Source organism: Caulobacter sp. 17J80-11 (genome assembly GCF_014349105.1).
Taxonomy (GTDB): Bacteria; Pseudomonadota; Alphaproteobacteria; order Caulobacterales; family Caulobacteraceae; genus 17J80-11.
This window is the reverse complement of sequence record NZ_JACSJI010000001.1, coordinates 280136-299164: the sequence shown is the minus strand read 5'-3', so window position 1 is coordinate 299164 and position 19029 is coordinate 280136. Positions and strand designations below refer to the sequence as shown.

Genomic DNA, 19029 nt, shown 5'->3' with positions numbered 1-19029 from the left:
CTAACGGCCGGCGACCAGCTCCATCTGCAGCTGTTCGCCGGTCACCGCCTTTTCGGTCCAGGTGGTGGTCCCCTCGTCCGGCACGTCGGTGCAGTACTGGAACGGCACCGGCACCGGGCGTGACTGGCGCAGGCAGATCCGGTCGCCCTTCAGGCTCCAGCGGCCGCTGGACAGGTGGCCGCGTCGGCCCTGGCCCTTGTAGCTGCCGTCGCGGTTCAGCCAGAGCTTGCCCTGGCGGCCGTCCGGATAGGTGGAGATCACCGTGCCGGTGAAGGCCGGCTCCAGGTCGGCCGGGGTGATCGAGGCCGTCGCCGGGGCGGCGATCAGCAGACTCGCCGCGACGGCGAAAGGAGGGGTACGCGCGGACACTGGCAGCATCCGCCCCGAACCCACGGGGCCGGCGACAGTTCCGCGGGATCAATTCGACCGGACCTCGGCCGGAACCGCGGCCGGCGGGCCGATCCGCTGGCGCAGCACGCCGAACGCGAGGCAGCAGAGCTGGGCGAAGGCCAGCACCAGCACCGCCCACCCCGCCGCACCTTCCGGCGCCTCGGGCGGCGGCGCGAAGACAAGCACCAGAACGGTCTTGCAGGCCTGGACCAGGGCGGCCAGCCCGAGCCAGGCCGGTCGGCGCCGCCATAGAACCCACACGTGCCCGGCGAGCAGGGCGAGGTCGCCCAAGCCGGACAGCCCGCCCTCGCCCGTCGCGAGGGCCAGCTGGTCGGCCAACCACGTCGGCAGGAACATCAGCGCCAGGACGCGCTCGTAACGACCGCCTTTGCTGACCAACAGGATCAGGACGGCGAGCCGGGCGATGTCCAACAGAAGCGGCCACGGGCTCAGCGGATAGGACATCAGCCCGACCCGACCGCCGGGGCCGGTCGGAACGGCGGCCCCACCCGGCGACGCAGGACGGCGTAGGCCAGGGCGCCGAGTTGGACGTACCCGAGCACCGCGACCGTGTTGAAATATATCCAGCGCGACGGCAGCAGCCGAAGGCCGTATGCGGCCTCCGTCACGATGCTCAACGCCACGGCGCCGGCCGACCAGACGAGCCAGGCGGAGCGGACTCTGGACAGCAGCCACAGGTGCGCTGCGAGCAGGCCGAGGTCGAGCGCCATAAAGGCGGCCAGCGGCACCTTCGGCATGGCGAACCGCTGCACGAGCTGGACCGCCACCCACATGGCCGCCTGGGCGAAGCCCAGGTATCGCTCATAGCGGCCGCCCAGCCGCAGGGCCAGGAACACCACGGACAAGTACGCGACGTCCATCAGGACGTTGAGGAACGCAATCATTGAACTGGGGCTCTCGGCCGACCTCAGCGCCGCTCGAACAGGATCGTGTCGGCGCCCTTGTAGGTGGCCCGCACGAATTCGCGGAAGCCCAGCTTCTCGGCCACCCGCTGCGAGGCGGTGTTGCCGGGGTCGATCATGCAGACCGTGCGCGCGCCGTCGAAACGCGTCTCGCCCCAGGCCAGGACGGCGCGGACCGCCTCGGTGGCGTAGCCGCGGCCGTGCGCCCACGGCGCTAGCGCCCAGCCGGCCTCCGGGGCGCCGTCGAAACCGGGGGTGAGGTCGCGGCGAAAGTCGCCGAAGCCGGCCTCGCCGACGAACCGGCCCGTGGCCTTCTCGCGGATCACCCAGTAGCCGAAGCCCATGAACGCCCAGTGGCCGGCGTAGCGCAGCAGCCGCGCCCACACCTCCTCCTCGGTCGACGGCCGGCCGCCGATGTGGCGGGTGACCTCCGCGTCGCCCCACATGGCGGCGCTGTCGGCGAAGTCGTCCAGGCGATGGCCGGTCAAGGTCAGGCGCTCGGTGTCGAGCGTGGGGACGGTGAAGCTTTGCATCGCGCCAGCTTGGCCGAGCGGCGCCGGCGGCTCAAGGGCGCGAGTCGCGGAACCGGCGCCCAGGGCTTCCGTTCCTCCTGCCAGTTCACGCCGCCGTCAGTGGGAGTAGAGCATGGCCGAACGGGACAAGGACCAGGACGCGCTGGAGCTGTTGAAGCGCGACCACCGCGAGGTGGAGCAGCTGTTTCGAAAGTTCGACCAGACCCAGGACGAGAACGAGCGGTCGGCCCTGGCCGAGCGGGTGTGCCTGATGCTGAAGGTGCACACCCAGATCGAGGAAGAGCTGTTCTATCCGGCCCTGCGCGGCAAGCTGGAGGAGGAGATGCTCAACGAGGCCGTGGTCGAGCACAAGTCGGCCAAGCAGCTGATCTCCGACATCGAGGGCGCGGACGTCGAGGACGCCTTCCTGGAAGCCAAGGTGAAGGTCCTGCAGGAGCAGATCCAGCACCACGTCCAGGAGGAGGAGAAGGAGATGTTCCCCGAGGTCCGCAAGACCGATCTCGACCTGGTCGCGCTCGGCGCCAAGCTCGCCGAACGCAAGATGAAGGTCATGGCTCAGCTGGGCGCCGAACTGGAAATCGAAGGCGAGCCGAAGTCGTTCGGCCGCGCCGCCGAGCGCGACGAGAGCCTGGAGCGCGAGGAACGGAGCCGTCCCGCCGCGTCCAGGTCCCAGGAACGCCGCGACCAGCCGCGGCGCTGAACATGGAGCGCGATGGCCGCCGAAACCGGCGACCACTTTCCGCTATCGCGCTCTGATCCTCACCAGCCGGCCGCGCGGAAGGCCGTCTTGCCGTCGACCACGGTCATCAGCGCCTTCGCCTTCGGGATCGCCGCCTCCGGCACGGTCATCAGGTCGACGTCGAACACGCTGAAGTCGGCGCGCTTGCCCACCGTGATCGAGCCCAGGTCCTTCTCGGCGAAGGAGGCGAAGGCCGGCCACAGGGTGAACATCTTCAGCGCCGTCTCGCGGTCGACCGCCTGCTCCGGATGCCAGTCCGGGGCGGAGAAGCCGCTCAGATCCTTGCGGGCCACCGCCGCGTAGAACTCGATGCGCGGGTCGCCGCGCTCGACCGGCGCGTCCGAGCCGGCGGGCACGATCGCCCCGGCCTCGATCAGGCTCTTCCAGGCGTAGGCCCCGGCCAGCCGATCCTCGCCCAGGCGGGAGGGCGCGAAGTGCAGGTCGCCGATGGCGTGGCTGGGCTGCATGGACGGGATCACGTGCAGGGCCGGGAAGCGGGCGATGTCCTTGGCGGTCAGGATCTGGGCGTGCTCGACCCGCCAGCGCGGCTCGGCCACCTTGCGCTCGGCCGCCGGCACCTCGGCGAAGGCCTGGGCGTACCAGTCCAGCACCAGGCTGTTGCCGCGGTCGCCGATGGCGTGGGTGGCGACCTGGATCCCCTTGCGCAGGGCCTCCTCGTAGACCGGCACGACGTCCTCGGCCTTCATCTGCACCAGGCCCGTGGTGTCGGCGTCGTGGTACTTCTCGAACAGGGCCGCGCCGCGCGAGCCGAGCGCGCCGTCGGCGTAGAACTTGATGGTGCGGGTGACCACGCGGCTGTCGGCGGCGCTGCGCGGGCCGGTCGCCAGCAGCATCTTGCCGGCCTCGGGCGTGACCGCGTTGTAGACCCGCAGCGGCAGCTCGCCGTCCCTGGCGAAGTCCTCCAGCATCAGCGCCTGGTCCCACGGCACGCTCATGTTGTGCAGGCCGGTCCAGCCGTACTCCGAATAGACCTTGAAGCCGGCCTGGAAGGTGCGGCGCATCTCCTCGGGCGTCGGCTGCTGGGCCAGCGCCGACATCAGGCCCATGGCCGCGTCGATCAGCATGCCGGTCGGCTCGCCGCTGGCGTCCTTGAGGATGTCGCCGCCGCTAGGGGCCTTGGTGTTGCGGTCAATCCCGGCGAGCTTCAGCGCCGCGCTGTTGGCGACAAGGGCGTGGCCGTCGGCGCGCATCAGCACCACCGGCCGGTCGGAGACCACCGCGTCCAGATCCTGGCGGGTCGGGAAGCGCTTCTCCGGCCAATGGGTCTCGATCCAGCCGCGGCCCAGGATCGGTCCCGTGCCCGGGGTCTGCGCGGCGCGCGCCTTCACCGCCGCAGCCAGGGCGGCGGCGGACTGCACGCCTTCCAGGTTGAGGGTCAGCTCGCGCTGGCCGATGCCGTAGAGGTGGGCGTGGGCGTCGGTGAAGCCGGGGAACAGGGCGGCGCCCTTCAGGTCGACCTCCTGGGTCTTGGCGCCGACGAAGGCCTGGGCGCCCTTGCGGTCGCCGACATAGGCGATGCGGCCGCCCCGGACCGCAACGGCCTGAGCCGTCGGGTGGGCGTCGTCGGCCGTGTGGATCGGCCCGCCCCAGAACACCAGGTCGGCCGGCGCCTCGGCGGCGCTGGCCGCGCCCGCCCACAGAAGTCCGGCCAGAGCCAGAACCGACACCGTCGTACGCATGGACGCCTCCCCGCTTGGTCCGGGTGCAGACCAAGCGCCGCGGGGCGCGTGCGTCAAGCCAGAACGTCGTGGGAAGCCTTGCTTCGCTGCAGCCATACCGCCGCATAGGAGCACACGGGCCGAAGCTTCACGCCCTCGGCGCGGGCCCACTCGACCAGGGCCTGCATGAACCGCCCGGCCGCGCCTGTGCCGCGCAGCGCCGGGTCGGCCTCGACGTGCAGGACGGCCAGGGTGTCGCCGTCACGGCTGTAGCGGGCCCATACGTCGCCGCCGTCCATCGGCCATTCGAAACGCTTCTGCTCGGGCAGATGACGGAAGGCGGTTTCGTTCACGGAGCTCTCCGGCTCAGGGCCGCGCCGACTCGCCGCCGGAGGCGTCCAGAGGCGGCTGGCGCGGGGCCAGAAGATCGCGGTTTTCGGGATGGGCGTCCATCCAGCGAGCGAAGGTCGGGTCCTCGACCTCGAGCTTCAGCTTCAGTTCGCGGATGTGTTCGACCACCCTTCGCATGAAGCGGTCCGGCGCGGGCGTGCCCAGCAGCTTCGCAGGGAAAACCACCCGGTCGATGATGATCCGGCCGGGACCTCGGTGGTATTCGGCGAACACCAGCACGTCGTCGACCGGCATCTCGAAGCGGCTGCGGTGCGGGTCGTCGAGAAAGACTTGCTTGGTCATTCCCACCAAACCCGTCACCCCGCCCCGCGTTCCGGCGCGGCCGCGGCCTGACGAACGCACGTAACTGTGTTCTCTTACGTGCCGACGCCGCGCGCGGGCGCGGCGGATTCGGGGGAGGCTTTCCATGCGTGTGACCGCGTCCGTCGTCGTGCTTTCCGTCCTGGCGCTCGGCGCCTGCCACAAGCGGGAGGAAAAGGCCGAAGCGCCAACGTCGGCCCAGCCCCCGGCCGCGACGGCGACGGCGGCCCCGGCCGGCAAGCCGGGCGAGGCCCCGAGCTTCAAGCGCAAGCCGGGCCTCTGGGAGATGCAGATGTCGATGGGCGGCATCGATTTCGTCCAGACCGCCCAGACCTGCGTGAAGGCGGGCGAGGACGACGCCACCGCCTTCAATCCGCAGGCCCAGGGCGAAAACTGCCGCAAACACACGGTGACCCGCCAGCTGGACGGTTCGTGGAAGTTCGCCACCCAGTGCGACATGGGCTCGGGCGGCAAGGTCGCCCTGAGCGGCGTCGCCTCGGGCGACTTCGATAAGCGCTACCAGGTGCGCTCGGAGATGAAGGTCACGGGGGCGGCGGTGCCGCAGATGAACCGCACCACCACCCTGAACGTCGACGCCCGCCGGATCGGGGACTGCTGAGCCGCAGCGGCCTGAAGCTAAAGCAGCTTCAGGCCGGCTTGTCCTGCAGCAGGGCGACCAGGCCGAGCGCGCTCTTCAGGCAGAACCAGATGGTCACCACCAGGCCGAGCAGCCCGGCCAGGGCCAGGATCGGCACGCCGATCAGCACGGCCAGCAACAGCCAGCCGATCACGCTGAGCACGCCCAGCCCGACGGCCCACCAGAAGGCCACCCAGAAGACGCGGATCTGCTGGTCGAAGTGGGTGCGCACCCAGCCGGCCGCCTCGGCCCGGGCGACGTAGGCCCAGACCAGCCCCACCAGCACCAGCACGCCGACGCTCGGGATCGACAGCAGGTAAAGGACGTAGACCGCGATGGCCGAAGACTTGCCGGCGTCCGAGGTCGCCGCGGGAACCTGATCGCTCATCCGTCAGACCATCCAGGTCTGGTAGTTCGGATAGGCCTGGCCCTTGAACAGCCAGTTCAGGCCCATGGCGCAGCGCACCACGAACCACACGACGGTGGCCAGGATCAGCAGCACGCCGACGCCGATCACCGACGTCGCCAGGCCGACCACGAAGGCCGCGGTGGCGATCCAGAAGGTGCGGATCTGGAACAGGTAGTGGGTGCGCAGCCAGTCGGGCGCCTCGGCCTTGCTCATGTAGGCCAGGATCACGCCGGCGATCGAGGTCAGGCCGCCGGTGATCAGGCCCGCCAGGTAGAGGACGTAGATCACCACCGCCATGGTCTTGTCGCTGCTGGCGGCCGCGCCGGCCTCGAAGGCGGTGTCGGGCGCGCCCGCGCCGATGGTGCGGCCGTGGTGGGCGCCGCCGGACAGGGCGTCGGCGCCCATGGCGCCGGCCGGGCTGAAGGCCGGGTCGCTCTCGATGCGGCGCGCCTCTTCCGACGGCTCGGGCGGCGGCGGCGGAACCATGGGTTCCTCCGGCGGGGTCGGCTCGTTCGGGTCCTTCGGATCGCTCATATTCGCCTGCGACTCGCTGATCAGCGTTCGGTCATGGTGCGCCGTGCGTCCGCGCCGCGCAACGTCAGCCGGCCGGGGCCGGCGGCGCGGCCGGCGCGGCGTTCGCAGGACCGTTGCAGCGACCCAGCGTGATCGGCACGTCCCACGGGCCGCCGGTCACGATCATCTGGCCCGGCTGGGTCGGGTCGAGCAGCAGCATGACGTCGACCCGCGACTTCCGCCCCTCGGCCGAGCAGTCGCCGGTGAGGGTGTAGCCGCTCTCGGTCTTGGAGACCTTGCTCCAGGTGCAGGTCGTCTCGCCGGCGGTGCGCACGCCCTGGGCCGTGAACATCCAGGCGCCGTTGGCGCAAAGATCGGGCCTGGCCGCCCAGACGCCGACGAAGGACGGCGGCTCGTCCAGGGGCTGGGCTGCCGCCCGCGGCTCGGCCGGTCGGGCCTGTTCGTCGCGCGCGGGGCCCGGGGTCACCTCGCGGCCCTTGCAGGCCGCCGCCAACGGCAACAGGCACAGACAGAGCACGGCCAGACGCATCGCACGCTCCTTCTAGAGGTCAACGCGCCTTCGGCGCGCCGGTTCGCCCGTGATCAGGCGCGGGACAGCGCCACTTCGCAGCCGGCGGCTTCGGCGCCCGGGATGGCCTCGGGCTTCTCGACCCGCACGCGCACGCCGCGCACGCGCAGGTCGTCCAGGCAGGCGCGCGCCAGCCGGTCGGCGTACTCCTCGACCAGGTCGACGTGGCCGGCGGCCGCGAGGGCGCGGGCCTGGGCGGCGACGGTCTCGTAGTTCACGGTGTCGGCGAAGCGGTCGACGCGCTGCTCGCCCAGCTCCAGCTCGACGTCGACGACCAGCGGCTGGGCGCGGCCCTTCTCGTGGGCGTAGACGCCGATCTCGGCGTCCACCCGCAGGCGCTTGACGAACACCTTGAGCGGGCCGCGGCGCACGGCCTCGAGGCGCGTCGGCGTGGGGGCGAGGGTCATGAGCTCAGGGTTCCAGCACGTCGGGCGTGCGCCAGGCCAGGTGCTGGCCGCCGTCGACGGCGATCATCTGGCCGGTGACGGCGGGCGAGTCCACCAGGAACAGGACCGCCGCGGCGATCTCCTCGGGGCTGGCCCCGCGCTCCAGCAGGGTGCCGCCGGCCTCGGCGGCGAAGTCGTCGGGGCTCTGCCAGATCGAGGCCAGGGTCGGGCCGGGGCCGACCGCGTTGACGCGGATCTTCGGGGCCAGGGCCTGGGCCAGGGTGCGGGTGGCGAACCACAGGCCGGCCTTGGACAGCGAATAGGAGAAGAACTGCGGGTTGGGCTTCCACACCCGCTGATCGACGATGTTGACGATCGACGCCCCGTCCGGGGCCTGGCGGGCGAAGCTCTGGGCCAGCACCAGCGGCGCGCGCAGGTTGGTCTCCATGTGCGCGTCCCAGCCGGCGCGCGTCATGGTCATGGCCCGGTCGTCCCGGAAGGTCGAGGCGTTATTGACCAGCACGCTGACCGGCCCGAGCGCCGAGGCGGCCTTGGCGACCACCCGCTCGACTTCGGCCTCCTTGGTCAGGTCGGCCTTCACCAGGGCGGCGGCGCGTCCCTTGGCGGCGATCTCGTCGGCCAGGGCCTGCGCCTCGGCCTCCGAGCGGCCGTAGTGGACGGCCACGTCGAAGCCCGCGTCGGCGAGCTTCAGCGCGACGGCGCGGCCGATCCGCTTCGCCGCGCCAGTGACGAGGGCCGTTCCGCGCACGGCGATCAGTCGAGGCGGCCGAACTCGTAGAGGTTCAGCGCGGCCAGGGCGACGACGAAGACGGCGATGGTGGCGATGGCGATCATCGGAAGAGACTCCGGAACAGGTCGCGCCGGGCTTAGCGGGCGGCGACGGTTCGGGCAAGCGGCGCGACGCACCGGAGCGCAACCTTTGGCCGACGCTGAGCCTCGCCGGCGCTGGACGCCGGCCGCCGCGACCGCGATGCTGGCGGCCTCATCCGTTCCTGAGGAATGCGCTTTGGCCGGCACCTGGCGGCGGTCCGTCGAACCGTTCACCCGTCCCCTGTTCTTCGCCGTGTCGCGCGCCACGCGCGGCATGACGCTGGGCGTGCGCGGGCTGGTCACCAACGCCGAGGGCCACGTGCTGCTGATCGAGCACACCTACCTGCACGGCTGGTGGCTGCCCGGCGGCGGCGTCGACCGCGGCGAGACGGCCGAACAGGCGGTGATCCGCGAATTGCGCGAAGAGGCGGGGGTCGAGGTGCAGGGCCGGCCGCGGCTGCTGTCGGTCCACTCCAACGAGCGGTTCTTCAAGGGCGACCACGTGCTGGTCTTCCGAGTGACCGACTGGACGCCGACGCAGGCGACCTCGCACGGCGAGATCGCCGACGTGCGGTTCTTCCCGCCCGACGCCCTGCCCGAGACCACCAACCCGGCCAGCCGTCGGCGCATCGCCGAGGCCCTGTTCGGCGCGGAGCCCGAGCCGACCTGGTGAGGCTCAGCCGCTGCGGCGCAGGCCGCGGCCGAAAATGAACAGGCCCAGGCCGACGATGATCGGCAAGGCGCCGAACAGCAGCGGCACGAGGATCGCCTCGCCCATGCCCCCCATGCCGGACGATCCGGGACGCTTCAGCTCGTCGCCGACCAGCATGACCAGGAAGCCGGCCGTGCAGAGCCCCGAAAGGGCGAAGATCAACACGCCGACGACCATCACCAGGCCGCCGAAGAACGTTCCGACCGAACGCTTTTTCTCACCGCTCACGCCGCCCCTCCCTGTCCGCGCGCCAGGGCCGCGGCGCCCGGCGCGCCCGGCCTATAGAAGGTGTTGTAGGTGTCGAACGGGATGATGCGGCCGTCCGGCTCCACAAAGTGCACGCACGACCGCTTCACCGTGCCGAGGTCGAAATTGAAGCGGTCGAGGAACTGGGAGACGACCACGCGGAAGGTGTCGGCGTAGCCGATCTGCTCCGGCACCGCGGCCTCCGGCAAGCAGCACAGCAGGGCCGCCAGCTTTTCCGACGTGTCGGTCTGGGCGGTGGACAGCGACATCAGGTCGAACACCCGCCGCTGCAGCTCCGGATAGCTCTCGAAGGTGACGGTGTTCGGGGCCGCGGCGACCAGCAGTTCACGCGGCAGCAGCGAGGTGACCGGCACCACCTTTTCGCCGTCGCGCAGGCCGTAGCCGATGCAGATCTGGTCCGGATTGCACGGGAGCGGGATCAGGTCCTCAAGCGCGAACACGCCCGCCTCGGCGATGCGGCGGCGCACTTCCGAGAGGACGATGCGGTGGCGCTTGGGATCGAAGCCGTCGTTGCGGCCGGCGTCCTGGATCGGCTGGAAGGTCACGCCTCGCACGCAGCGCCATTTCAGGGCGAAGCGGACGATGTCGGCGATCTCGTCGTCGTTCACGCCGCGCTTCAGCGTGACCACCAGGGTGGTCGACAGCCCGACCCGCTCCAGCGCTTCCAGCGCCTGGACGCGGATGGCGGTCAGGTCGGCGCCGCGCAGGTCCATCAGGGCCTCGCGCTTCAGCGAGTCGAACTGGAGATAGACCTCGAAGCGCGGCGCGAACTCGGCCAGCCGCTCGGCGAAGCCCGGTTCGCGCGCGATGCGCAGGCCGTTGGTGTTGATCATCAGGTGCCGGATCGGCCGGCGCCGCGCCGCCGCCAGGATCTCGAAGAACTGCGGGTGGATGGTCGGCTCGCCGCCGGAGATCTGCACCAGGTCCGGCTCGCCTTCCGAGTCGACCAGCACGTCGAACATGGCCTCGATCTCGGCCAGCGGGCGGTGGCCCTCGCGCTTGACCGAGGAGTCGGCGAAGCAGACCGGGCAGCTCAGATTGCAGGCCTCGTTGACCTCGACGATGGCCAGGCACGAGTGCTGCTCGTGGTCGGGGCACAGGCCGCAGTCGTAGGGGCAGCCGTGGTCGGTGCGGGTCTGGGCGGTCAGCGGCCGGTCGCCGGGCTTCAGCCAGTCCTTCTGGGACTTCCAGTAGTCGACGTCGTCGCAGACCAGGGTCTTCTGCACGCCGTGGTCGCGGCAGCGCTTGAGGAAGAAGACGTCGCGGCCCTCGACCACGATCTTGGCCGGGACCAGGCCCAGGCAGGTCTCACACAGGCTCGTGGTCTGGCCGAAGAACAGATAGGGCGCGACCTTGCGCGTCGCGTTCTCGCCGGAGCTCCCGTCCATAGAAGACGCTCCCGTAGACGATCAGCCCCAGGCTGAGCAGGTGGAACAGATTGAACGGTCCGGCCACGCTTGGATAGGGCTTGAGGAACTCCCAGGCGAACCGCTGCAGGCCGTACCAGGCGCACAGGACGTAGAAGCCGCGCTTGAGGGCCCAGGGCGCGCGGGCGTTCAGCCCCGCCAGATACGCGCCCAGGAACAGGGCCATGGCCAGCGCCTCGTAGACCTGCACGGGGTGGCGGCCGACCCCGTCGCCGAGGTCCACCGCCCAGGGCAGGGTCGTCGGCGTCCCCCAGGTCCGGTCGGCGAGGCCCGAGAACAGGCAGCCCAGACGGCCGATCACCACGCCTAGCGCGAACGAGCCCACGAACACGACGCCGGTCGAGCCGCGAATGCCGCGCGCCAGCTTGTAGAGCTCGACCGCCGCGATCGCCCCGACCAGGGCGCCGGCCACGCTGTGCGACAGCATGGGCGAGGCGGTGCGCAGGGTGTTCAACGACCCGGCCAGCCAGGCCCCCGCCACCGCGCCGAGCGCCAGGGCGACGAACCAGCCGGACCCGACCTGCAGCGCGGTGCGCTCGACCGCCTCGCGCAGCCGCCAGCGGTAGAGCACGGCGCCCAGCGCCGCCCCCGCCAGCCACGCCGTCAGGTCGAAAACGAGGTGCGCGGCGGGGTGGGTCGGGACGACGATCATCGCGCCGTTTCGGCCACCCAGGCCTCGAGCGCGGCGGTGTCGGCGATGTCGCCTCCGAACGCCTTCGCCGGAATGAACGGCCCGATCTGACGCGGCGCGCTCAAGGCGACCTTCTGCAGGGTCGAGAACCAGCCCAGTCCGGACGGCAGGGGCGCCTCGCGCACTTCCATGTAGCGCGTGGCCGCGTCGGTCGCCTCGCCCAGGTGCAGCGCGCCCAGGCGCCGGAAGTCGCGGGTGACCAACAGGCACGAGCTGAAGCACGCGTTGTCGGTGAGCACCACCAGTCGGCCCTTCAGCAGCGAGCCCTTGCCGCTGGCGGGCTTCGGCTCGGGCCGGTCCACGCCGGGGCAGGCCCTGACCGGCTCGTCGAACGGACGTCCCTGCTCGACCGCCGCGGCGATCTCGCGCTCCAGCGCCTCGTAATAGGCCACCGTGTCAGCCCCGCGCGAAGGTGCCTGGTGCAGGCGGAAGTCGCGGACGGCGTCCAGATTGCCGGCCGTGGCGCGCCACAGGGCCGGGCAGTCGCCGGCCTCGGCCTTCAGGTTCCGGGCGACATAGGCCTCGCCGGTCAGGACGCTCGCCAGTTCGACGCCGAAGGCGGACGAGCCGCCGCCGTTGCCGCGCAGGTCCAGGACGACGATCGGCGCGGCCCGGATCTCCGCAGCCTTGGCGGCCACCTCGTCGATCACCGGCCGGGCGCGCGCGTCCAGCGACTGCAGCGAGATCCACCAGCCGCCCTCGAAGCGACGCACGCCGAAGCCGGCGGCGCCGGCGCTGACCGCCTTGCCCAGCTGCGGCTGCAGCACGGGCCCGGTCACCGGCCGCCACGCGAGCCCGACCGTTTGGGTTCGCCCGTCCTGTTCGAAGTCGCAGGCCGCGGGCCGTTTCAGGAAGGGATTGCCGTCGTCGAGCAGCAGCCAGGGCGCGTTCTGGATGCGCTGCGCCTCTATCGACCACACGGCGCGGAAGCCGCCGACCCGTTCCTCGGCCAGCGCGTCGGCGTCGCGGCCGTCGCAGCCGACCAGCCGCGCCCCCTCGAGCGAGGCGGTCTTTTCGGGCCGCGCGTCGCTCGCCACCCGCCAGACGCCGCCGCGGCGGGCGACCACGAAGCCCGGCCAGGCGTAGGCGGCCGGACGCAGGCTCTGGCGCGCCCAGACGTGCTTGTCGCCCAGGTCGGTGGCGAAGCCGTTCATCACCGCCGCGTAGCCGGCGTAGCTCTTCACCTCCGCCGCCCGCGCCAGCGCGGTCTCGTGGGCGTGTGCGAGCCCGGCCTGGAACGCCTCGTCCCCGAGTTCAGGCGCGGCCCCGGGATGGTTGTCGCGGATCAGTCGCCAGGCGGCGTCGAGGTCGATCTCAGTCAGGGCGCGCCAGTGCGCGGCGGCCTCGCCCGACGGCGTCTGAGCCGCGGCCGACCCGGCCAGCGCCAGACCGAAAAGCAGCCCTGCGGCCGCGCCCCTGACCGACATGTTCGCAATCCCCCGTTCTCCGAACCGGATTTAGAGCTCGACCGAAACGGTGTCACGCCCGTAGGACCAGCGGGCGTCGCAGATTAGTCGACACGAACAGTCGGAGCCGCACGTGAACCAAGTCCTTTCCGCCATTCTCGTCATGCTGGTCGGCGGGGCCCTGCTGGCCCTGCAGGCGCCGACCAACGCCATGCTGGGCCGCGCGGTCGGCTCGCCGGTCAACGCCGCCTTCGTGTCCTTCCTGGTCGGCACGGCGGTGCTGATCGTGGTCACGCTCTCGCTGCGGGTGAAGCCGGATGTCGAGGCGGTGAAGGCCCTGCCCTGGTACGCTTGGTTGGGCGGGGCCTACGGCGCCTTCCTGGTGGCCGCGACCACCTTCGCCGCGCCCCGCATCGGTGTCGCGTCGGCCCTCACCCTGGCGATCTCCAGCCAGCTGGTCGTGGCCCTGGTGCTGGACCAGTTCGGCGCCTTCGGCCTGGCCAGGCTGGCGGTGACCCCGGCCAAGGTGGTCGGCGTCGTCCTCGTCGCCATCGGAGTCGTGCTCGTTCGTCGCGGATGATCCGGCGCGGCCGCGGGCCTATATGATCCCGCTGATGGACGACTCGCCCGCCCTCCCCCCGGCCAAGATCGGCGCCGAGCTGATCCGCGACGAGGCCCGCCGCGCGCCCGACTGCGCCGGCGTCTACCGGATGATGGGCGAAGCCGGCGAGGTGCTCTACGTCGGCAAGGCCAAGAACATCAGAAAGCGCGTCACCCAGTACGCGCAGGGCCGCTTCCACACCCAGCGCATCGCCCTGATGGTGTCGCTGACCCGGGCGATGGAGTTCGTCACCACCGCCACAGAGACCGAGGCCCTCCTGTTGGAGGCCAACCTCATCAAGCGGATGAAGCCGAAGTTCAACGTGCTGCTGCGCGACGACAAGAGCTTCGCCGAGCTGCTGATCCGCCGCGACCACCCCGCCCCGCAGATCCGCAAGCACCGGGGCGCGCGCACCATGAAGGGCGACTACTTCGGCCCGTTCGCCTCGACCTGGGCGGTGAACCGCACGCTGAACACTCTGCAGAAGGCCTTCCTGCTGCGCTCCTGCTCGGACAGCGTGTTCGACAGCCGCACGCGCCCTTGCATGCTGCACCAGATCAAGCGCTGCTCGGCGCCTTGCGTGAACCTGGTCACCCCCGCCGAATACGCCGAACTGGTCGAGGAGGCCGGGGACTTCCTGCGCGGCAAGAGCCGGGCGGTGATCCAGCGGCTGTCGAACGAGATGCAGGCGGCCTCCGACGACCTCGACTTCGAGCGCGCCGCGCAGATCCGCGACCGCGTGCGCGCCCTGTCCGCCATCGCCATGGAGCAGTCGATCAACCCGGAGACGGTGGAGGAGGCCGACGTCTTCGCCCTGCACTTCGAGGGCGGCCACGCCTGCGTGCAGGTGTTCTTCTTCCGGGCCGGCCAGAACTGGGGCAACTGGGCCTACTTCCCGCGCGTGGACAAGTCCGACACGGAGCCCGAAATCCTCTCGGCCTTCATGAGCCAGTTCTACGAGGACAAGCCGATCCCGCGGCTGATCCTGGCCTCGCACGAGCCGGCCGAGCAGGTGCTGCTGGCCGACGCGCTGGCGCTGAAGCGCGAACGCAAGGTCGAGATCCAGGTCCCCCAGCGCGGCGAGAAGCGCGACCTGGTCGACCACGCGCTGAAGAACGCCCGCGAGGCGCTGGGCCGCAAGCTCTCGGAGAGCTCCGCCCAGGGTCGCCTGCTGGAGGGCGTGGCCGAGACCTTCAAGCTGGACGGCCCGCCAGAGCGCATCGAGGTCTACGACAACAGCCACGTCATGGGCACCAACGCGGTCGGCGGCATGATCGTGGCCGGCCCGGACGGCTTTCAGAAGAACCAGTACCGCAAGTTCAACATCCGCGGCGACGAGCTCACCCCCGGCGACGACTACGGCATGATGCGCCAGGTGCTGGGCCGCCGCTTCTCGCGCCTGGTCAAGGACGAGGAGGAAGGAGAGGATCCGGTCCGCCCCGACCTCGTGCTGATCGACGGCGGCGCCGGCCAGCTGGCCGCGGCCCTGGGGGTCATGACCGAGCTGGGCGTGGACGACATTCCCGTCGTGGGCGTGGCCAAGGGGCCGGACCGTGACGCCGGCCTGGAGCGGTTCTTCATGCCGGGCCAGGAGCCGTTCATGCTCGAGCCCAAGAGCCCGGTGCTCTACTACCTGCAGCGCCTGCGCGACGAGGCCCACCGCTTCGCCATCGGCAGCCATCGCACGCGGCGCAAGATCGACATGCACAAGAACCCGCTCGACGAGATCGAGGGGATCGGCCCGCGCCGCAAGAAGGCGCTGCTGGCCGCGTTCGGCTCGGCCAAGGGGGTGGCGCGCGCCGGCGTGGCGGACCTGGCCAAGGTCGACGGCGTCAACGACGCCCTGGCCCAGCGCATCCACGACTTCTTCCGGCGCTAGGGCTTTACCGGACGGGACAAAAACAGTTTCCACGCGCTATGGGTGGACGAACGTCCGCCGAGGAAACCGAGTCAGATGACCGCCGTGAACCCCCTGCCCAACATCCTGACCTGGCTGCGGCTGGTCGCGGGCGTCGTGTTGTTCGCCCTGCTGGCCAGCGCCGTGGGCGCGGTGCCGTTCGCCGACCACATCCCGCCGGACATGCAGGAAACCTTCGCGGTCCTGGCCTTCATCACCTTCGTGGTCGGCGCGGTCACCGACTGGTTCGACGGCTGGCTGGCGCGCAAGCTGAACGCCACCACCGACTGGGGCGCGACCTTCGACCCGATCGCCGACAAGATTCTGGTCTGCGGCACCATCCTGGGCCTGGCGTCGCTGGGCCAGCAGCCGCACATCGTGGTGCCGGGCGCGCTGATCCTGTTCCGCGAGTTCGCGGTGTCGTCGCTGCGCGAGTCCTCGGCCTCCCGCGGCATCAAGCTGCCGGTCACCCTGCTGGCCAAGTGGAAGACCACCCTGCAGCTGCTGGCGCTCGGCCTGGAGTTGTTCGCCTACGTCTGGCCGTTCCTGGGCCTGCCCGACGACCCCGCCGTGCGCGGCCCGGTGACCAACCTGGCCCACGTCCTGATGTGGGTGGCCGCGGCGGTCAGCCTGTGGACCGGCTGGGGCTACTTCCACGCCGCCCGCCTGAAGATCTCGCACGAACGCTGAAGCCCGTACGCGGACGCCGCCCCCTCGTTCAAAAGGGTGACCGGCGTCCGCGTCGGCACGCGTAGAGTTCAGCGTCCGTCGAGGACGTAGCCGGGTTCGTTCCGTTCTGAGTCGTAGCGCTTGCCCTGCCGGCGAGCCATCTCCCGGGCCTTGCGGTCCACGACCAACGGCGCCGCGGAGGCGTCGCCTTCGCCGACCTCGGGGCCCGACGGCAGCTCCGGATTGACCGCCGCTCGCAACCCTTTCCCGGCCACCGGCCAGTAGCGCAGAGTCGCCTCCCGGACCCGGGCGTGGTCCAGGTCGCAGTACCGCGTCTCGAAACGCCAGGACTTCACCGCTTTGACCGCGGCGGTGCGGAACGCGTCGCCCGCATCCGCCTCGCGGACGCGCACTTCGGTGGTGCGCCCTTCGGCGTCCACGCGATAGCTGACCGTGACCCAGTGGTCGCGATCCTCCAGCCCCGTGGTGTCAAACGACGGCGCCGGTTGGTAGGTCGCCTGCGCCTTGCAGGTGTCGGCGGCTTGCGCGAGGCCCGCGAAGCCGAGCACGGCCGCCGACGCGACCGCGAACACGACAAGTCTCATGGGTGGTCCCCTCTGGTGTCCCCGCCGCTCAAACTTGACTGTGGCGGTTGAAGTTCCAGGCCGCTCGCGGCGTGGACGAACTCCTCACTTCTTCCTGGGCGAGGGCGCCCGGCGCAGGGACGACACGTCGTTGGCCATGCCCAGCGTGGTGGTGTCCGGCACGCTGGTGGTCAGGTGCTCGCAACGGCCGGAATAGCGGATGCCGGTGCACACCTCCCAGGGACCGGCGTCGGCGGCCAGCTCGATCGAGCGCACCCGGTCGTTCAGGCCGATGGCGGCGAGATCGGGCGCGTCGCCTTTGATCGCGCGCCATTCGCCGCGCCAGACCGTACCGGTGTAGAGCACGATCGGCGGCCGCCCGCCGCCGGGGCAGACGAGGGCGCCGGCCTGCGACACGCCGATGTCGCGGCCGCGGCAGTCCAGGGTCTCGATCGAACTTTCCCGCGGCGCGCCCGACGGGTCGCGGCACAGGGCGCGCAGGGTCGAGCCGTGCATGCGCACGTCCTCGCAGCGCGACGTGTAGCTGCCCTTCGGCGGAACCGGCGGCGGCGCCCCGACCGCGAGGCCCGTGGTCGCCAGCCAGGCCAGCACAGCGAACGGAGCGCGCATCGTGGTCTCCTCGACGCGTCCGCCCCTCCAATCGGCGACCGGCGCCGCCGGTTCCCGCTGGCGCCTAGGCCCGCCCACCGCCCGCCTCGATGCGTTCCAGCAGCGCCTGGACGGTCTCCAGGGTGTCGGCCTCACGCGAAGGCTTGTCCCAGCGGATGCGGCTGATGCGCGGGAAGCGCATGGCCACGCCCGAGCGGTGGCGCGGCGAGCGCTGCAGGCCTTCGAACGCCACCTCGAACACCAGGCCGAAATCGCGGTCGGCGCGGACCGAGCGCACCGGCCCGAACCGCTCGACCGTGTGGTCGCGCACGAACTTGTCGATCAGCTTCAGCTCCTCGTCGGTGAAGCCGAAATAGGCCTTGCCGACCGGGGTCAGCTGCCCCTCCTCGGTCCAGACTCCGAAGGTGTAGTCGGAGTAGAAGCTTGAGCGCTTGCCGTGGCCGCGCTGGGCGTACATCAGCACGGCGTCCAGCAGGTAGGGATCGCGCTTCCACTTGAACCACGGCCCCTTCGGCCGGCCGGGCTCGTACACCGAATCCCAGCGCTTCAGCATCAGGCCCTCGGCCGCCGCGCCGACCGGAGGATCGGCCCGCAGGCGCGCCAGCTGGTCCCAGCTCTCGAACGGCACCAGGGGCGACAGGTCCAGCCGGGGCGAGGGGTGCGCCGCCACGAAGTCGGCCAGCCGCGCGCGGCGCTCGGCGAACGGCAGGGGGCGGGTGTCCTGGCCGGCGTCGGACAACAGGTCGTAGGCGCGCACGGCCGCCGGGAAGGCTTTGACCAGCTTGGCGTCGACGGTCTTTCGGTTGAGCCGCTGCTGCAGTTCGGCGAAGGGCGCGACCTGGCCGTCGCGGACCACCAGCAGCTCGCCGTCGATCACCCCGTCGAAGTCGAGCGCGTCCATCAGATCGGGGAAGGCGCTGGAAATCTCGTCGCCGGTGCGGCTGTAGAGCCGTTTCACCCCGCCCTCGCACACCGCCTGCACGCGGATTCCGTCCCACTTCCACTCGGCGGCGAAGTCGGCTGGGGCCAGTTTGGCGAAGTCGACCGCCTCGTCGATCGCGTGGGCCAGCATGACCGGCCTAAAGCGGCCCGGTGCGTCGGCCGACGGCCGGTCGGAGCGGCCCTCCAGCCAGGCGAACAGATCGCCGTAGGGCGGGGCGAGCGCGTGCCAGACCTCCTCGATCTCGGCGACGTCGACGGGGTCGAGCGGCGCGCCCTCCTCCGCCGCCTCGCCGGGACGAACCGGCAGCGGGACCCGGTCGGGCCGGATCATGGCGGCGGCGGTCTTGGCCAGGCGCGCCGACAGGCCCACGCGCAGGCCGCCGGTGACCAGCTTCAGCAGGGCCCAGCGACCGGTGGAGTCCAGGGCGTCGAGCCACCCTTCCAGCAGGCCCTGCACCTCGTCGCGCCGGGCCGTGCGCAGGGCCTCGACCACCTCGGACAGTTCGGGCTCGCGGTTCGGCCGCCGCGAAGGATCGAGCGGCCAGATCAGGGCCGCGGTCTCGGCCAGGTCGCCGACGTAGTCGTAGGACCAGCCGAACAGCACCGGGTCTATCCGCGCCTCCACCGCGCGGCGGATCATGGCCGGCTTGGCGGCGTGGAAGGACAGATCCCCGGTCAGCGAGGCCAGCGCCCAGCCCCGGTCCGGATCGGGGGCCGCGCGCAGGTAGTCGCGGACCAGCACCAGCTTGGCGTTGCGGGACGACGTCAGCGAGAGCCGGTCGAGCAGGTCGGCGAAGGCGCGCATGGCAAGAGAACCATTGGGGCGGGAAACGATAGGCTCCGTTTAGATCCGGCCGCTAGCC

26 protein-coding genes are annotated in these 19029 nt (G+C 71.2%); 6 read left to right on the top strand and 20 right to left on the bottom strand.

Annotation, left to right across the window (positions count from 1 at the left end):
- From H8B08_RS01585 to H8B08_RS01570, 4 genes are read right to left on the bottom strand one after another with little or no spacing between them, the layout of a single operon-like run.
- Positions 1 to 369: a hypothetical protein gene (locus H8B08_RS01585; protein ID WP_187448459.1), complete on the bottom strand. Its 369-nt coding sequence runs from the start codon at positions 367 to 369 to the stop codon at positions 1 to 3.
- Between the two features lie 48 nt (positions 370 to 417).
- The gene (locus tag H8B08_RS01580) at positions 418 to 855 is read right to left on the bottom strand and encodes a hypothetical protein (protein ID WP_187448458.1); all 438 of its coding nucleotides are present in this window, start codon (positions 853 to 855) and stop codon (positions 418 to 420) included.
- Positions 855 to 1295, bottom strand: coding sequence for a hypothetical protein (locus H8B08_RS01575; protein WP_187448457.1), 441 nt, complete (start codon positions 1293 to 1295; stop codon positions 855 to 857). Before H8B08_RS01575 ends, H8B08_RS01580 begins: the two co-directional genes overlap by 1 nt.
- A gap of 23 nt (positions 1296 to 1318) precedes the next feature.
- The gene (locus H8B08_RS01570; RefSeq protein ID WP_187448456.1) at positions 1319 to 1846 is read right to left on the bottom strand and encodes a GNAT family N-acetyltransferase; all 528 of its coding nucleotides are present in this window, start codon (positions 1844 to 1846) and stop codon (positions 1319 to 1321) included.
- A gap of 112 nt (positions 1847 to 1958) precedes the next feature.
- On the opposite strand from H8B08_RS01570, the gene H8B08_RS01565 reads away from it, so the two are divergent.
- Positions 1959 to 2546 (top strand): hemerythrin domain-containing protein, encoded by a 588-nt coding sequence (locus H8B08_RS01565; protein ID WP_187448455.1) that lies wholly within the window; start codon positions 1959 to 1961, stop codon positions 2544 to 2546.
- A gap of 59 nt (positions 2547 to 2605) precedes the next feature.
- Here the strand turns inward: H8B08_RS01565 and H8B08_RS01560 are convergent, their stop codons facing one another.
- The 3 genes from H8B08_RS01560 to H8B08_RS01550 are packed head-to-tail and all read right to left on the bottom strand — an operon-like array spanning position 2606 to position 4957.
- A complete protein-coding gene (locus tag H8B08_RS01560; protein WP_187448454.1) occupies positions 2606 to 4285 on the bottom strand; it encodes an amidohydrolase in 1680 nt (559 codons plus the stop codon).
- Between the two features lie 53 nt (positions 4286 to 4338).
- On the bottom strand, positions 4339 to 4617 hold the full coding sequence (locus H8B08_RS01555; protein ID WP_370545372.1) for a GNAT family N-acetyltransferase: 279 nt from the start codon (positions 4615 to 4617) through the stop codon (positions 4339 to 4341).
- A gap of 13 nt (positions 4618 to 4630) precedes the next feature.
- The gene (locus H8B08_RS01550; RefSeq protein WP_187448453.1) at positions 4631 to 4957 is read right to left on the bottom strand and encodes a GNAT family N-acetyltransferase; all 327 of its coding nucleotides are present in this window, start codon (positions 4955 to 4957) and stop codon (positions 4631 to 4633) included.
- A 124-nt stretch (positions 4958 to 5081) separates the two neighbouring features.
- On the opposite strand from H8B08_RS01550, the gene H8B08_RS01545 reads away from it, so the two are divergent.
- Positions 5082 to 5594 carry a DUF3617 family protein gene (locus tag H8B08_RS01545; RefSeq protein ID WP_187448452.1) on the top strand — a complete coding sequence of 171 codons (513 nt, stop codon included), beginning with the start codon at positions 5082 to 5084 and terminating at the stop codon, positions 5592 to 5594.
- A gap of 28 nt (positions 5595 to 5622) precedes the next feature.
- On the opposite strand, the gene H8B08_RS01540 is transcribed toward H8B08_RS01545, so the two are convergent.
- From H8B08_RS01540 to H8B08_RS01515, 6 genes are all read right to left on the bottom strand, one after another.
- Complete coding sequence (locus H8B08_RS01540; protein ID WP_187448451.1) at positions 5623 to 6000, bottom strand: hypothetical protein; 378 nt, start codon at positions 5998 to 6000, stop codon at positions 5623 to 5625.
- Positions 6001 to 6003: 3 nt separating this feature from the next.
- Positions 6004 to 6555, bottom strand: a complete 552-nt coding sequence (locus tag H8B08_RS18990; protein WP_255500610.1) for a hypothetical protein — start codon at positions 6553 to 6555, stop codon at positions 6004 to 6006.
- 64 nt (positions 6556 to 6619) lie between these two features.
- Positions 6620 to 7084: a hypothetical protein gene (locus H8B08_RS01530; protein WP_187448450.1), complete on the bottom strand. Its 465-nt coding sequence runs from the start codon at positions 7082 to 7084 to the stop codon at positions 6620 to 6622.
- Between the two features lie 53 nt (positions 7085 to 7137).
- Positions 7138 to 7530, bottom strand: coding sequence for a dihydroneopterin aldolase (folB, locus tag H8B08_RS01525; RefSeq protein ID WP_187448449.1), 393 nt, complete (start codon positions 7528 to 7530; stop codon positions 7138 to 7140).
- Positions 7531 to 7534: 4 nt separating this feature from the next.
- On the bottom strand, positions 7535 to 8284 hold the full coding sequence (locus H8B08_RS01520; RefSeq protein WP_187448620.1) for an SDR family oxidoreductase: 750 nt from the start codon (positions 8282 to 8284) through the stop codon (positions 7535 to 7537).
- The gene (locus tag H8B08_RS01515; protein WP_187448637.1) at positions 8284 to 8436 is read right to left on the bottom strand and encodes a hypothetical protein; all 153 of its coding nucleotides are present in this window, start codon (positions 8434 to 8436) and stop codon (positions 8284 to 8286) included. Before H8B08_RS01515 ends, H8B08_RS01520 begins: the two co-directional genes overlap by 1 nt.
- Positions 8437 to 8500: 64 nt before the next feature.
- Here H8B08_RS01515 and H8B08_RS01510 point away from each other — a divergent pair, with 64 nt between their 5' ends.
- On the top strand, positions 8501 to 9013 hold the full coding sequence (locus tag H8B08_RS01510) for an NUDIX domain-containing protein (RefSeq protein ID WP_187448619.1): 513 nt from the start codon (positions 8501 to 8503) through the stop codon (positions 9011 to 9013).
- 3 nt (positions 9014 to 9016) lie between these two features.
- Here the strand turns inward: H8B08_RS01510 and H8B08_RS01505 are convergent, their stop codons facing one another.
- Genes H8B08_RS01505 through H8B08_RS01490 form a run of 4 tightly spaced genes read right to left on the bottom strand, consistent with a single transcriptional unit; the run spans position 9017 to position 12864 of the window.
- Positions 9017 to 9280, bottom strand: a complete 264-nt coding sequence (locus H8B08_RS01505) for a hypothetical protein (protein ID WP_187448448.1) — start codon at positions 9278 to 9280, stop codon at positions 9017 to 9019.
- Complete coding sequence (locus H8B08_RS01500) at positions 9277 to 10707, bottom strand: radical SAM protein (protein WP_187448447.1); 1431 nt, start codon at positions 10705 to 10707, stop codon at positions 9277 to 9279. Before H8B08_RS01500 ends, H8B08_RS01505 begins: the two co-directional genes overlap by 4 nt.
- Positions 10628 to 11398, bottom strand: coding sequence for a prolipoprotein diacylglyceryl transferase (locus tag H8B08_RS01495; RefSeq protein ID WP_187448446.1), 771 nt, complete (start codon positions 11396 to 11398; stop codon positions 10628 to 10630). Before H8B08_RS01495 ends, H8B08_RS01500 begins: the two co-directional genes overlap by 80 nt.
- Positions 11395 to 12864, bottom strand: coding sequence for a S41 family peptidase (locus H8B08_RS01490; protein WP_187448445.1), 1470 nt, complete (start codon positions 12862 to 12864; stop codon positions 11395 to 11397). The genes H8B08_RS01495 and H8B08_RS01490 overlap by 4 nt, the downstream gene beginning before the upstream one ends.
- Positions 12865 to 12976: 112 nt before the next feature.
- On the opposite strand from H8B08_RS01490, the gene H8B08_RS01485 reads away from it, so the two are divergent.
- The 3 genes from H8B08_RS01485 to pgsA all read left to right on the top strand — a co-directional run bounded on the left by H8B08_RS01485 (position 12977) and on the right by pgsA (position 16031).
- On the top strand, positions 12977 to 13423 hold the full coding sequence (locus H8B08_RS01485) for a DMT family transporter (protein WP_187448444.1): 447 nt from the start codon (positions 12977 to 12979) through the stop codon (positions 13421 to 13423).
- A 34-nt stretch (positions 13424 to 13457) separates the two neighbouring features.
- A complete protein-coding gene (uvrC, locus tag H8B08_RS01480; RefSeq protein WP_370545371.1) occupies positions 13458 to 15323 on the top strand; it encodes an excinuclease ABC subunit UvrC in 1866 nt (621 codons plus the stop codon).
- Between the two features lie 75 nt (positions 15324 to 15398).
- Positions 15399 to 16031 carry a CDP-diacylglycerol--glycerol-3-phosphate 3-phosphatidyltransferase gene (pgsA, locus tag H8B08_RS01475; RefSeq protein WP_222934245.1) on the top strand — a complete coding sequence of 211 codons (633 nt, stop codon included), beginning with the start codon at positions 15399 to 15401 and terminating at the stop codon, positions 16029 to 16031.
- A 68-nt stretch (positions 16032 to 16099) separates the two neighbouring features.
- Here pgsA and H8B08_RS01470 read toward each other — a convergent pair whose 3' ends face one another.
- The 3 genes from H8B08_RS01470 to H8B08_RS01460 form a co-directional block, all read right to left on the bottom strand.
- Positions 16100 to 16615: an energy transducer TonB gene (locus H8B08_RS01470; RefSeq protein WP_187448442.1), complete on the bottom strand. Its 516-nt coding sequence runs from the start codon at positions 16613 to 16615 to the stop codon at positions 16100 to 16102.
- Positions 16616 to 16699: 84 nt separating this feature from the next.
- Positions 16700 to 17224, bottom strand: a complete 525-nt coding sequence (locus H8B08_RS01465) for a beta/gamma crystallin-related protein (protein WP_187448441.1) — start codon at positions 17222 to 17224, stop codon at positions 16700 to 16702.
- A gap of 64 nt (positions 17225 to 17288) precedes the next feature.
- On the bottom strand, positions 17289 to 18971 hold the full coding sequence (locus H8B08_RS01460) for a cisplatin damage response ATP-dependent DNA ligase (protein ID WP_187448440.1): 1683 nt from the start codon (positions 18969 to 18971) through the stop codon (positions 17289 to 17291).
- Positions 18972 to 19029 lie beyond the last annotated feature (58 nt).